We start from the raw sequence: 14,529 nt of genomic DNA on the forward strand, positions 1-14,529 counted from the left end.
TGGCTCTTTGTGCCTGCAGAATGGAGATTGGCATGGCGGATAATAAGGAATTTACAAGTGTTAATAAGATAGAGAAGACAGGACAGGTGATACTTGATAACAATAAAGACGGTGCAAAGATACAGCTGATAACAATTATAGGGGAAGTTGAAGGGCATGATGTACTGCCGGCGACGAGCAAGTCTACAAAATATGAGCACATTCTTCCACAACTTGCTGCGGTCGAGGATAACAGCGATATTGACGGTGTGCTTTTTCTGCTCAATACTGTGGGTGGAGACGTAAGTGCTGGCCTTGCGCTGGCAGAGATGATATCATCACTGTCGAAGCCTACGGTATCACTTGTGCTTGGGGATTCACATTCGATAGGTGTACCGCTTGCGGTTGCGTGTGACTATTCGTTTATAACACCGACGGGAACGATGATTATACATCCGGTAAGAATGAGCGGGACTGTTATAGGTGCGCCTCAGACATATGATTATTTTAAGCTTATTCAGGATCGTATAGCAGGATTTATCGAAAGGCATACGGAATGCAGCAGGGAACAGATCGAACAGATGATGATGAATACAGGAATACTTACAAAAGACCTGGGAACTATACTTGTGGGGGAAGAGGCTGTTGATAAAAAGCTTATCTGTGAAGTCGGAGGAATAAGCAATGCAATCATAAAGCTCAGGAGTATGTGCGGTAAGGCATGAACAGCCGGATGTAACAGCCGCATAAAATAACATTTGCACACATTATCAGTTCATAGTATAATTATAGGGTTAATTTGAAGTAATAATTAAGGAGGAATTGATAATGGCTTCACCAAAGGCTGCAAAGAGCGGCAACAGGAAGACATCTTCAAAACCGGCTTCTGGAGGAAAGTCGCAGACTGGCACGAGAAGAAGCAAAAAGAGTACAAAAAAGAACGGAATAGATACAGCACTTCAGGATGAGATTTTTCTGCTTGTGGTAATTGCTTTTGCAGCGATACTTATATTGAGCAGTTTCAACCTTGCGGGGAGCTTCGGAGAGATAGTCAATGGATTTATGTTCGGTATGGTAGGCGTTGTTGAGTATGTTCTCCCTATAGTAATAGTAGCAGTAATATTTGTCATTATGGCCAACAGGCAGCTTGCAGTAGTCAGAATTAAGTCGGCGGCAGCATTTGTGCTCCTTATGCTGATATCAGCATTTGCACAGAAGATATCAGGCAGGCCTCAGATATCGTCACCGGCTGGTGAGTTCTATAGCTATAGTGCACAGTATAAGAGCGGCGGAGGAATTATTGGCGGTCTTATATGCAAAGCGCTTTCTCCGCTTGGAACGGCTGGAACGGTAGTAGTCCTGCTTATTATGATGATTATATGCATTGTGGTTATTACTGAACGCTCATTTATCAGTGCAGTAAGAAGGAAGGGCGGAAGAGCCCTTATGACTGCGAAGGATGATTATGAGTACTATCGTGAACATTCAAGAGATTACAGGCAGCGTCATGAAGAGGATATTGAACGCGAGGATGAAGAGTACCGCGAGCGTACACAAAAAAAGCGTCAGGAACGTGAGCTGAAGGCTCAGGAGCGCCGCGAAGCAGCCAAGGCAGCCCAGGAGGAAGCACAGAAGAAAAAGCGTACCAATAATAAGGTAAGCGGTGTTGTCCTCAATAATGAGCTGTTTAACCCGCAACAGACACATGAGATGCCGGAACAGCTTCCTGACCTTGAAGAGATAACTCTTGAGCCTAACAATGAATCCGGCATGTTTGATATACAGGATGAATATTCTAAGGATATATTTGATCCGTCTGACAAACACGATACACAGACAGCATCCGGTAATGATATACCGAGGACTCCGGCATCAGACATTAATGAGATAAATGCCGATATAATGCCAAGACCATCCCAAAAGGATGAAGATATACATAGTGCAAAGACAGCGGACGCTGTTAATGGCTGCAATGACGCAGCAGCGCATGTCAATACGGACAGAACCGGCCGTGATGTAAAAAAAGCACAGCCAAAGCAGGGAGAGCCGGGAGAATCAAAAGGATACAGATTCCCGCCTATAGAGCTCCTTAATAAAAATACATCCAGGGCAAACAGTAATATAGCGCAGGAGAATAAAAAGACTGCAATGAAGCTTCAGCAGACTCTTCAGAACTTCGGCGTGAGAGTTACCATTACCGATATAAGCTGCGGGCCTTCGGTAACGCGCTATGAGCTGCAGCCGGAGCAGGGAACCAAGGTAGCCAAGATAGTGTCACTGTCTGACGATATCAAGCTCAATCTCGCAGCGGCAGACATAAGAATAGAGGCGCCTATCCCCGGCAAAGCTGCGATCGGAATAGAGGTTCCCAATAAGGAGACCACAGGCGTTACGCTGCGCGAACTGCTTGAATCACCGGAATTTAAGAATCATCCTTCATCAATTGCATTTGCGGCAGGCAAGGACATAGGTGGTAAGACAATAGTTGCGGATATAGCAAAAATGCCGCATCTTCTTATTGCCGGTGCCACAGGCTCAGGTAAATCAGTCTGCATTAATACGATAATCATGAGTATATTATATAAAGCGGCACCTGATGAGGTTAAGCTTATAATGGTTGATCCGAAGGTGGTAGAGCTTAGCGTATATAATGGAATACCGCATCTTATGATTCCGGTTGTTACAGATCCTAAGAAGGCATCATCTGCACTCAACTGGGCTGTTGCTGAGATGACAACAAGATATAAGAAGTTTGCAGACTTTAATGTAAGGGATCTTAAGGGCTATAATGAAAAGCTGGAGTCGATGGAAGTTCCTGAGGACGGCGTGAAACCTGACAAGATGCCACAGATAGTTATCATCATAGATGAGCTTGCAGACCTTATGATGGTAGCACCGGGAGAGGTTGAGGATGCAATATGCCGTCTTGCACAGCTTGCAAGAGCCGCAGGCATTCATCTTGTTATAGCAACGCAGAGACCTTCCGTTAATGTAATTACAGGCCTTATTAAGGCCAATGTTCCGTCACGAATTGCATTTTCAGTGTCATCCGGTGTTGATTCAAGAACTATTATAGACATGAACGGAGCGGAGAAGCTTCTCGGCAAAGGTGATATGCTTTTCTATCCGTCAGGATATCCGAAGCCTGTCAGAGTTCAGGGTGCATTTGTGTCTGATAAGGAAGTCAGCGCGGTCGTAGATTTCCTGAAAGATAACTGCACAGCTCCTTCGGCATACGACGAGGAGGTTACCAATCAGATTAATACCGGAAGTGTAAATCTGAATGCATCTGCTTCTGATGATGACAGAGATGAATATTTTGTGGAAGCAGGTAAGTTTATAATAGATAAAGAAAAAGCTTCTATTGGAATGCTTCAGAGATATTTTAAGATTGGATTCAACAGGGCTGCAAGGATAATGGATCAGCTCTGTGATGCCGGTGTGGTAGGCCCTGAGGAAGGTACCAAGCCACGCAAGATTCTTATGAAGACTGAAGAATTTGAAGAATACCTTAAAAAACAACAATAAAGGAGAAATCAATCATGAAAACAGATATTCAAATTGCACAGGAAGCTTGCATGCTGCCTATCAAAGAGGTGGCAGCGAAGATAGGAATGACTGAAGATGACCTTGAACTCTACGGTAAGTATAAGGCTAAGATATCAGATGATTTTATTGACAAATGTAAAGATAACAAAGATGCAAAGCTTGTTCTGGTAACCGCAATCAACCCTACACCTGCCGGAGAAGGCAAGACTACTGTAAGCATAGGGCTTACACAGGGGCTTTGCAGGCTTGGAAGGAAAGCTATTGTAGCACTCAGAGAGCCTTCTTTGGGACCCTGCTTTGGTATAAAAGGCGGTGCCGCAGGAGGCGGATATTCACAGGTTGTTCCGATGGAGGACCTTAACCTGCATTTTACGGGAGATTTTCATGCAATAACTTCAGCTAATAATCTCCTTGCAGCTATGCTTGACAACCATATGCATCAGGGTAATGCGCTACATATAGATCCTAAGAGAATTGTATGGAAAAGATGCATAGATATGAATGACAGAGCACTCCGCAATATAGTAATCGGTATGGGTGCCAGGGCGGACGGAGTTGTACGCGAAGATCATTTTATAATTACTGTTGCGTCAGAGATTATGGCAATTCTCTGTCTTGCTGATGATATGGCAGACTTAAAGGACAGACTTGGCAAGATTATTGTTGCATATGATTATGACAATAATCCTGTTACAGCCGATGATCTTCATGCTACAGGCGCAATGGCAGCACTTCTTAAAGATGCAATTAAGCCGAATCTTGTGCAGACACTTGAGAATACTCCTGCAATAGTACATGGCGGGCCGTTTGCCAATATTGCACACGGCTGCAACAGCGTAAGAGCAACCAAGACAGCAATGAAGATGGCGGATATTGTAGTTACAGAGGCAGGCTTTGGAGCTGACCTCGGAGCTGAGAAGTTTCTTGACATAAAGTGCAGGCTTGCAGGACTTAAGCCGGATGCAATTGTTATCGTTGCGACTGTAAGGGCACTTAAGTATAACGGAGGAGTCCCAAAGGATCAGCTTTCAGAGGAGAATATGGAGGCACTCCGTAAGGGTATTGCCAATCTTGATAAGCACATTGAGAATATGCATAAGTATAACGTGCCGGTTGTAGTTACACTTAATTCATTTATTACCGACACGGAAGAAGAATACGATTTCATCAGAAAACACTGTGAGGAGCTTGGATGTGAATTCGCACTCTCCAAGGTATGGGCTGAAGGCGGCAGAGGAGGAGAGGAGCTTGCACAGAAAGTCCTTTCTACACTTGAGAATAAGCCTTCGGAATATAAGCCTCTCTACGAGGATGAACTGTCACTTGAAGAAAAAATTGAGAAGGTCGCAAAGGAAATATACGGTGCCGGAAGTGTAAGCTATTCGGCAGCCGCAAAGAAGCAGCTTGCAAGAATTACAGAGCTTGGCTTCGGAAGCTTTCCTGTATGTATGGCAAAGACACAGTATTCACTGTCTGATAATGCCAGACTCCTCGGAAGACCGGAAGGTTTTGAGGTTAATGTAAGAGAGGTATATGTGAATGCCGGAGCAGGCTTTGTTGTTGTACTTCTCGGTACAGTGCTTACAATGCCGGGACTTCCAAGAGTTCCTGCAGCCGAGAATGTAGATTATGACATTGAAGCAGGCAGGATTACGGGGTTGTTCTGATACAGCGCTGAGCCTGGCAGTTTTGGATATGTAATACAGATTTTCTATCAGGGATGGGAGAAGCCATGAAGATTTCAAATATCATAGAAAAGATAAATGCATCGGTTATCAGCGGAAGCTGTGACGCGGACGTAACAGGCCTTACATCGGATTCGCGTAAGGTAACGGCCGGAGGTGCATTTGTATGTATAATGGGTGCCGTAAGCAACGGACATACATATATTCAGGATGTAATCGGCAGGGGTGCCGGACTTATAGTAGTAAGCAGTAAGTATGATTATATGCAGCATTTTTCAGATGCAAAGATACCGGAGAATGTTACGGTTGTTGAGACGGACGACACACGCCTTGCATATGCGCTTATGTCGGCAGCATGGTTCGGATATCCGGCAGAAAAGCTGTTTACAATTGGAATTACAGGTACAAAAGGCAAGACAACCACAACGTATATGATACGCAATGTGCTTGAAAGCTGTGGACACAAGACGGGACTTATCGGTACGATAGAGACAATCATTGGTGATGAGCATAAGCCGGCACATAATACTACACCTGAGTCGTATGAGATTCAGGAAAGCTTTGCAAAGATGGTGGAAGCAGGCTGTGAGGCAGTTGTAATGGAAGTGTCATCACAGGGACTTATGCTTAACCGGACAGCGGGAATACAGTTCAATATAGGCGTTTTTACTAATATTGAGCCTGATCATATCGGCCCTAATGAACACTCATCATTTGAAGATTATCTTTCATGCAAGGCTAAGCTGTTCAGACAGTGTGACATAGGAATAGTTAATGCGGATGATGAGCATGTTGACCGGATTCTTGCCAATGCAACATGCAGGGTTGAAAAATACGGTTTTAGTGAGACGGCGGATATAAGGGCTGCTGATAAGGAACTTTTGTATGAACATGGTAAGCTTGGAACAAAGTATCATGTCAGTGGACTGGTTAATCTTGATATTGAATTATGCATGCCGGGCAATTTTTCAATATATAATTCACTTTGTGCGATAGCAGTAACAAGACATTTTAATGTTGATGAACAACGGCTCAAGAAAGCACTTTATGATGTAAGGGTTCGCGGAAGAATAGATATCGTTGACCTTGCCGAAGTTAATGCATCGCGCAGAGATTTTACAATAATGGTGGACTATGCCCACAATGCCATGGCACTTGAGAGTCTCCTTAAGACGCTTAAGGAGTATAATCCTAAGAGAATCGTCACTGTATTCGGATGCGGAGGCAACAGGGACAGAGACAGAAGATTTGAGATGGGCGAAGTCTCCGGAAGATTATCCGATTTTACGATAATCACATCGGATAACCCACGTAATGAGGAGCCGGAGGCAATCATTGCCGATATAGTTACCGGCATAAGCAGGACATCGGGCAGACATGTTGAGATTGCAGACAGGCGTGAGGCAATAAAATACGCTGTTGATAATGCACAGCCGGGTGATGTCATAGTTGTCGCAGGTAAGGGGCATGAAGATTATCAGGAGATAAAGGGCGTAAAGCATCATATGGATGACAGAGAGCTTATAATTGAAGCTGTACGTTAGAGTAAGGGGATAATCAATGAAATATGCTGATGTGATAATAGATATTTCACATGAAAAACTTGATAAAACATTTCAGTATATAATACCGGCCGCAATGGAGGAGACTCTTGTGGTCGGTATGTTAGTACATGTGCCGTTTGGCAGGGGTAATACACTGCGTGACGCATACGTGGTCGGTATAAGCCAAAGTCCGTCATTTGACATATCTAAGATGAAATACATAGCGTCAATACCTGAGTCCAGGCTTCCGGTTGAGGGAAGGCTTATACAGCTTGCTGCGTGGATGAAGACCAACTTTGGCGCAACTATGAGTCAGGCACTTAAGACGGTACTTCCGGTTAAGGAGACTGTGAATGGCAGAACCAGAAAGTATGTATGCCTTAATGTCAGTCAGAATGAGCTTTCGGATTATCTGGCAAAGATCAGCGGCAACCGGACACTGGCTGCAAGAGCGAGGCTTCTTGAGGCTCTTATGGATAATCCGAGGATTGAACAGGATATGGCCGCTGCCAAGCTGTCAGTGTCAGCCCAGACTATAAAGTCACTCGAAAAGACAGGAAAGATAAGAGTGGAAGAAGAAATGAAGTTTCGTAATCCGGTGCCGCAGGGAGTAAGGAAGGACGACAGAAAGCTTCTTAATGAGAAACAGAAGTATATTGTTGATTCATTTTGTGAAGACTATGCACATGGAATACGTAAAACATATCTTATACACGGGGTCACCGGAAGCGGCAAGACTGAGGTGTATATGAATATGATTGAAAATGTTGTTAATCAGGGAAGACAGGTTATTATGCTGATTCCCGAGATTGCACTTACTTATCAGACTGTCATGCGCTTCTATCAGAGATTCGGGGATACTGTTTCAATTCTTAATTCCAGAATGTCAAAGGGAGAACGGTACGACCAGTTCGTCAGGGCAAAGCGCGGCGACATAAGCATAATGATAGGTCCCAGGTCAGCACTGTTTACGCCATTTGCAGATATAGGACTTATTGTTATTGATGAGGAACATGAAGCTGCTTACAAAAGTGAGACATCGCCAAGGTACAATGCCATAGATACGGCAATCCACATGGCCGGACTTGCAGATGCTTCTGTTGTACTGGGTTCAGCAACTCCGTCCGTTGTATCTTACGCAAGGTGCATGGATGGAAGATACAGGCTTTTTACATTGTCTGACAGGGCTGCGGGTGCTTCAATGACGAAGGTCCATACGATTGATTTAAGAGATGAACTGAAGTCCGGCAACAGATCGATATTCAGCCGCAAGCTGCAGGAGCTTATAGCGGACAGGCTTAATAAGGGTGAACAGAGCATGCTCTTCATTAACAAACGCGGCTATGCAGGCTTTGTGTCCTGCAGATCATGCGGACATGTAATGAGATGCCCTCACTGCGATATTTCATTGACAGAGCATACTAACGGTAAGCTTGTATGCCACTATTGCGGTTATGAGACGCCGATGGTAAAACGATGCCCGGAGTGCGGCTCTCCATATATATCAGGTTTCAGGGCAGGAACAGAACAGATAGAGCAGCTTGTTAAGCGGATGTATCCGCAGGCAAGAGTTCTGAGAATGGATATGGATACCACGGGTGGCAAGGATGGGCATACCAGAATCCTTGAAAAGTTTGCAGGCCATGAGGCAGACATACTTGTAGGAACACAGATGATAGTAAAGGGACATGATTTTCCTGACGTAACGCTTGTAGGAGTGCTTGCAGCAGACATGTCGCTGTATGCGGGCAGCTATATGGCATCAGAGAGGACATTCCAGCTCCTTGTACAGGCAGTAGGAAGAGCCGGAAGGGGAAAACGCACGGGTGAGGCAGTAATACAGACATATACGCCGGAACATTACAGTATACAGGCAGCATCAAAGCAGGATTATGAAGAGTTCTACAATCAGGAGATTCAGTACAGGACACTGCTTAATTATCCTCCGGTATGTAATCTGCTGCTCGTAAGATTTTCGTCAGTTGATGAGGATGCACTTAACCGTGCTGTAAAGACGCTGCCAAAGCCTGATGAAAGTTCACAGGTCATAGGGCCGGCTAATGCTTCGCTTTACAAGGCAAATGACATTTATAACAAGGTACTGTATATAAAGAATCCGGATTACGCAATACTGACGGGATATGCACAGCGCATGGAGATGCTTGCACGGACGGACAGTTCGTACCGCAAGGTTAATGTACAGTTTGATTTTAACCCTGTTAATATATGATTTTTCTATGAAATTTGTTTCAGGAATGTATACAATAACAATAAAAACATTTATAATCAGAAATATCGGGAGGGAATACTAATGGCATTAAGAAACATAAGAGTACTCGGACAGGATGGAGACGAGATACTTCGTAAGACAGCAAAAGAAGTTACAGAGATGACACCTAAGATTAGGGAGTTGATTGACGATATGTTTGATACTATGTATGAGGCTAACGGATGCGGACTCGCAGCTCCACAGGTAGGAATACGCAAGAGAATAGTTGTTATTGACTGCGGCGATGATCCGATAGTACTTATCAATCCGGTAATACTTGAGACAAGCGGAGAACAGACAGGCTCAGAAGGATGCTTAAGCGTTCCGGGTAAGTGCGGCACGGTTACAAGACCTAATTATGCTAAGGTTAAGGCATTTGACGAGGATATGAATGAATATATTGTTGAGGGTGAAGAACTCCTTGCAAGATGCCTCTGCCATGAGATTGACCATCTTGATGGAATTATGTATGTTGACAAGGTTGAGGGTGACCTGTCTGAGGTGTCAGACGAGGAGGAATAAGGCAGGAATGGAGGTTGGCATGAGAGTTGTATTTATGGGAACACCTGATTTTGCCGTTGCAACACTTGAAGATATAATAAATGCCGGACATATTGTAGAAGCTGTTGTTACACAGCCTGACAAGCCTAAGGGAAGAGGCGGAGCTGTCGCAATGTCACCTGTAAAGGAGACGGCACTGGAGCATGGAATAGAAGTACTGCAGCCGGTTAAGGTTAAGAATGATAATGAGTTTTATGAGAGAATGAAACAGATAGATCCTGATGTAATTGTTGTTGTTGCATTCGGGCAGATTCTTCCGGATTCGATTCTTGAACTTCCAAAGTATGGATGTATCAATGTCCATGCCTCACTGCTTCCGGCATACAGAGGAGCAGCACCTATACAGTGGGCTGTTATTGACGGGCTCGAAGAGACAGGTGTTACAACAATGCAGATGGATCATGGGCTTGATACCGGTGACATAATAATGCAGAGCAGAATCAGACTTGACGCAAAGGAGACGGGTGGCAGCCTGTTCGACAGATTAAGCAGCGAAGGCGGCAGGCTTCTTGTTAAGACACTGGAGGCTGTTGAGAATGGAACCGCTACAAGAACAAAGCAGGATGACAGTCTTTCCAATTATGCTAAGATGCTTACAAAGTCACTCGGCAACATTGACTTTAATGAAGGAGCTGTCAATATTGAAAGGCTTATAAGAGGTCTTAATCCGTGGCCGAGTGCATATACACATCTTAATGGCAAAACTCTTAAAATCTGGGAAGCGGATGTGTGTGAGTGCAATGATGACAACATGAAGCCCGGCACGGTATTCAACGTAACAAAGGACGGATTCTGCGTAAAATGCGGCAAAGATGCGCTCAGCATAGGCGAAGTCCAGCTTGAGGGCAAGAAAAGGATGGCAAGTGATGCTTTCTTAAGAGGATTTAAGCTTGAGAGCGGTACAGTACTTGGCTGATTCTTTGAAGACTGTCCGGCTTGAGAACATAAAAGGAGGTATCTGTTATGGGTTACTATTATTACTATGGCTTTGATCCATTGTATTTTCTGATTCTTATATCAGTCGTTATTGCAATGGTGGCACAGTACAAAGTTAAATCAACATACTCAAAGTATTCAAGGGTAAGATCAGACCTGGGGCTTACGGGCGCACAGGCAGCACAGAAGATTCTCAATATGAATGGGATCTATGACGTGTCGATACAGCATATTGCTGGAGACCTTACGGATAATTATAATCCGCGCAATAAGGTACTCAGTCTCTCGGATGCTGTATATAATTCAACATCAATAGCGGCAATCGGAGTCGCAGCTCATGAATGCGGGCATGCGATACAGCATGATGTCGGATATGCACCGCTTCTTATACGTAATACAATAGCACCGGTTGTCAATATTGCTTCAAGTCTTTCGTGGATATTTATTGCTGCAGGACTGTTTTTTGGAATGAGTCCTACACTGATTGATGTTGGTATTATAATGTTCTCGCTGGCAGTTCTTTTTGAACTTATTACACTGCCTGTTGAGTTCAATGCATCGGGAAGGGCACTTACCATATTGTCTGACTCAGGAATGCTATATCCTGATGAGACGGCAGGGGCTAAGAAGGTTCTTTCTGCAGCAGCCATGACATATGTAGCTTCAGCTCTTACCGCAGTTCTTCAGCTGCTCAGGCTGATTATGCTTTTCGGACGCAGGAGTGATGACCGCTAATGAATAATACTATGGACAATGTTAATCTGCGGGCGGTAGTGCTTGACATACTGCTCGAGAATGATAAGAATCCCGGACACAGTAATCTGATTACCGGACAGGCGTTAAGCAAGTTCCAGTATCTGCCTAAGTCACAGAGAGCATTTATATCAAGGCTGGCAGAGGGAACGATTGAACGAAGTATAGAGGAAGACTGGCTTATAGACCATGTGTCATCTGTCAGTACTAAGAAGATGAAGCCGGTCATCCGTAATATTATGAGAATGTCTGCATATCAGCTTAAGTACATGGACAGCGTTCCTGTATCGGCTGTATGTAACGAGGCGGTAAAGCTTGCAAGAAAGCGGGGATTTTCGTCGCTGACAGGATTTGTCAACGGAGTGTTGCGCTCACTAGCAAGAGATATTAACAACATACAGTATCCTGATAAAAGTGATTTCATCAGATATTGCATGATACGTTATTCCATGCCTGAATATGTCGTGCGTATTCTTATGGACGAATGCGGTAGTTGTACGGAAGATGTTCTCAAAGGATTTGAAAAGGAACACAGGCTGTATATAAGGTGCAATACCGGACTGATAACTCCCGGCGGGCTGAAAAAGAAGCTTACTGATGAGGGTGTAACAGTCGAAGATACATGTGTTCCGTATGCATTTGCAATAAGTGGATATGATTATCTTGCAGACCTTACCTCGTTTGAAGAAGGTCTTTTTCAGGTTCAGGACTTAAGTTCAATACTTGCGGGACTTGCTGTTAATCCCAATCCGGGGGATTATGTCGTTGATGTATGCGCGGCACCCGGAGGCAAATGCCTGCACGCTGCACAAAGAGGCAGTGACATAACTGTAGAAGCAAGAGATGTGAGTGAGGCCAAGGTCGGGCTGATACGTGATAATATTGAAAGACTGCACATGGATAATGTAACCGCAAAAGTATGGGATGCAACGGTGAAGGATGAATCACTCATTGGAAAAGCCGATATACTTATATGTGATGTACCGTGTTCCGGACTGGGAATTCTTGGACGTAAAGCTGATATCAGATATAATGCATCTGCGGAAAAGACAGAGGCACTGGTTGAACTGCAAAGAAAAATTCTGTCTGTATGCTCGGAATATGTAAGACCGGGCGGATACATTATATACAGCACATGTACAATTAATTCTGCCGAAAATGAGGACAATGTTGACTGGTTTACTGCTAACTACCCATTTGAGACAGACAGTATTGAAAAAGACTATCCTATGCTGGAAAAAGACAGCCTTGCCAAAGGTTATGTACAGCTGCTTCCGGGAATAGATAATACAGATGGCTTTTTTATAGCCAGATTAAAAAAGAAAGATGTTGAATAAATAATGGAAAATACAGAATATGATATAAAGTCCATGACACCTTCAGAGGTGTCTGAACTGATAGTATCACTTGGTGATAAGAAGTTCAGGGCAAAGCAGATATATCAGTGGATGCATCAGAAACTTGTTGCATCATACGATGAGATGACGAATGTGCCTGCTGCATTGAGGCAGAAACTTGCTGCAGAGTATCCTCTTACGGTACTTGAGCCTGTACGTGTGCAGATATCACAGATAGATGGCACAAGGAAGTATCTGTTCAGACTGTCTGACGGCAATCTTATCGAGAGCGTCCTCATGAAATATCATCATGGCAATTCTGTCTGCATATCTTCGCAGGTTGGGTGCAGAATGGGCTGCCGCTTCTGTGCGTCAACCATAGACGGACTTGTCAGGGGACTTCTTCCTTCAGAGATGCTTGAGCAGATATACAGAATTCAGAAGGATATCGGCGAACGTGTCGATAATGTTGTTGTTATGGGCTCCGGGGAACCATTCGACAATTTTGATAATCTGCTTCGATTTATTGAGCTTCTCAATAATGAAGAAGGGCTTAACATCAGCGCGCGTAACCTTACGGTATCGACATGCGGAATCGTACCTAAGATATATGAACTTGCGGATATGCAGCCACAGATAACGCTTGCAATATCACTGCATTCACCTAATGATGAACTGAGACGTTCCATAATGCCTGTGGCTAACAAATATTCCATTGATGAGATAATGAAAGCCTGCAGATATTATGTGGAGAAGACCGGACGCAGGATTACATTTGAGTACAGTCTTGTAAAAGACGTTAATGATACAGATGAATGTGCAATGCAGCTGGTTCATCTTGTAAAAGGAATTAAGTGCCATGTTAACCTGATTCCTGTTAATCCCATTAAGGAAAGAGATTACAAACAGACAGCACAGGCAGGCGTCAGTCACTTCAGGAGCAGACTTGAAAAATGCGGGGTCAATGCTACTGTCAGAAGAGAGATGGGGCGTGATATTGACGGAGCGTGCGGGCAGCTGCGCAGAAGTTATATGGAAAGCACTGATTCGAATGCGGGCGCACCTGACGGCATAAAACAGGAATAATGAAAATGCGCACAATGTTGCACAATAGACTGTGTTGTGCTATTATGAAATAATGTGTAAATAAGTTGTTACATTAGGAGGTTGAAACATGAGGGCATGCTCTCTGACTGATGTAGGTAAGACAAGATTAATGAATCAGGATTACGTCTATTACTCTACAAAACCGGTTGGCAATCTGCCTAATCTGTTTATCCTTGCAGATGGCATGGGCGGTCATAAGGCCGGCGATATGGCATCAAGATATACAGTTGAGACGATGGTAAAATTAGTGTCAGATTCAGATGAAAATGATCCTATAAGTATTCTCAATTCTGCAATACAGCAGGTGAATACGGATATTTTGCGCAAAGCGCAGGAGTCTGAGGATTATAATGGTATGGGTACAACACTTGTTGTATCATGTATAAGAGATTCTATTCTGCATGTTGCCAATGTAGGTGACAGCAGACTTTATATACTGGGGGAGGATCTTAAGCAGGTAACAAGAGATCATTCACTGGTCGAAGAGATGGTTACACGGGGAGCTCTGGACCGTAACGCAGCCAGATATCATGAACAGAAAAATATGATAACAAGGGCAATAGGCGGAGATACAACAGTACTTCCAGATTTTTTTCCGATAGATATAAAGCCGGGCAATCGTGTCCTTATGTGTTCTGACGGCCTCACCAATATGGTAGAGGATAATGTTATTGAACGTATACTTAAGACAACAGCAGATATAGATGAAGCTGCAACAAAGCTGGTAGAGCTTGCTAATGAGAATGGTGGACGTGATAATGTGTCAGTTATAATTATCGAATACTGATACGGGGAATAATCGTAATATT

The 14,529-nt window shown here is 43.9% G+C and carries 11 protein-coding genes; all 11 read left to right on the forward strand.

Features of this window, described 5'->3' with window-relative positions; genetic code table 11:
- Positions 1-32: 32 nt before the first annotated feature.
- The 11 genes from NQ488_06625 (at position 33) to NQ488_06675 (ending at position 14,507) form a co-directional block, all read left to right on the forward strand.
- The gene (locus NQ488_06625; GenBank protein UWN96968.1) at positions 33-704 is read left to right on the forward strand and encodes an ATP-dependent Clp protease proteolytic subunit; all 672 of its coding nucleotides are present in this window, start codon (positions 33-35) and stop codon (positions 702-704) included.
- A 103-nt stretch (positions 705-807) separates the two neighbouring features.
- Positions 808-3,507: a DNA translocase FtsK gene (locus NQ488_06630; GenBank protein ID UWN96969.1), complete on the forward strand. Its 2,700-nt coding sequence runs from the start codon at positions 808-810 to the stop codon at positions 3,505-3,507.
- 14 nt (positions 3,508-3,521) lie between these two features.
- Positions 3,522-5,195, forward strand: a complete 1,674-nt coding sequence (locus NQ488_06635; GenBank protein UWN96970.1) for a formate--tetrahydrofolate ligase — start codon at positions 3,522-3,524, stop codon at positions 5,193-5,195.
- 65 nt (positions 5,196-5,260) lie between these two features.
- Positions 5,261-6,757, forward strand: coding sequence for a UDP-N-acetylmuramoyl-L-alanyl-D-glutamate--2,6-diaminopimelate ligase (locus NQ488_06640; protein UWN96971.1), 1,497 nt, complete (start codon positions 5,261-5,263; stop codon positions 6,755-6,757).
- A 16-nt stretch (positions 6,758-6,773) separates the two neighbouring features.
- Positions 6,774-8,987: a primosomal protein N' gene (priA, locus tag NQ488_06645; GenBank protein ID UWN96972.1), complete on the forward strand. Its 2,214-nt coding sequence runs from the start codon at positions 6,774-6,776 to the stop codon at positions 8,985-8,987.
- An 81-nt stretch (positions 8,988-9,068) separates the two neighbouring features.
- Complete coding sequence (gene def, locus NQ488_06650; GenBank protein ID UWN96973.1) at positions 9,069-9,548, forward strand: peptide deformylase; 480 nt, start codon at positions 9,069-9,071, stop codon at positions 9,546-9,548.
- Between the two features lie 19 nt (positions 9,549-9,567).
- The gene (gene fmt, locus NQ488_06655; GenBank protein UWN96974.1) at positions 9,568-10,503 is read left to right on the forward strand and encodes a methionyl-tRNA formyltransferase; all 936 of its coding nucleotides are present in this window, start codon (positions 9,568-9,570) and stop codon (positions 10,501-10,503) included.
- 47 nt (positions 10,504-10,550) lie between these two features.
- Positions 10,551-11,258, forward strand: coding sequence for a zinc metallopeptidase (locus NQ488_06660; protein UWN96975.1), 708 nt, complete (start codon positions 10,551-10,553; stop codon positions 11,256-11,258).
- A complete protein-coding gene (rsmB, locus tag NQ488_06665; GenBank protein UWN96976.1) occupies positions 11,258-12,613 on the forward strand; it encodes a 16S rRNA (cytosine(967)-C(5))-methyltransferase RsmB in 1,356 nt (451 codons plus the stop codon). The genes NQ488_06660 and rsmB overlap by 1 nt, the downstream gene beginning before the upstream one ends.
- 3 nt (positions 12,614-12,616) lie before the next feature.
- Positions 12,617-13,699 (forward strand): 23S rRNA (adenine(2503)-C(2))-methyltransferase RlmN, encoded by a 1,083-nt coding sequence (gene rlmN, locus NQ488_06670; GenBank protein ID UWN96977.1) that lies wholly within the window; start codon positions 12,617-12,619, stop codon positions 13,697-13,699.
- Between the two features lie 88 nt (positions 13,700-13,787).
- Entirely contained in the window at positions 13,788-14,507 is a 720-nt protein-coding gene (locus NQ488_06675) for a Stp1/IreP family PP2C-type Ser/Thr phosphatase (protein UWN96978.1), read from the forward strand.
- The last annotated feature ends 22 nt before the right edge of the window (positions 14,508-14,529 follow it).

The organism is [Bacteroides] pectinophilus, assembly GCA_025146925.1.
GTDB classification, from domain to species: Bacteria; Bacillota; Clostridia; order Lachnospirales; family Lachnospiraceae; genus Bacteroides_F; species Bacteroides_F pectinophilus.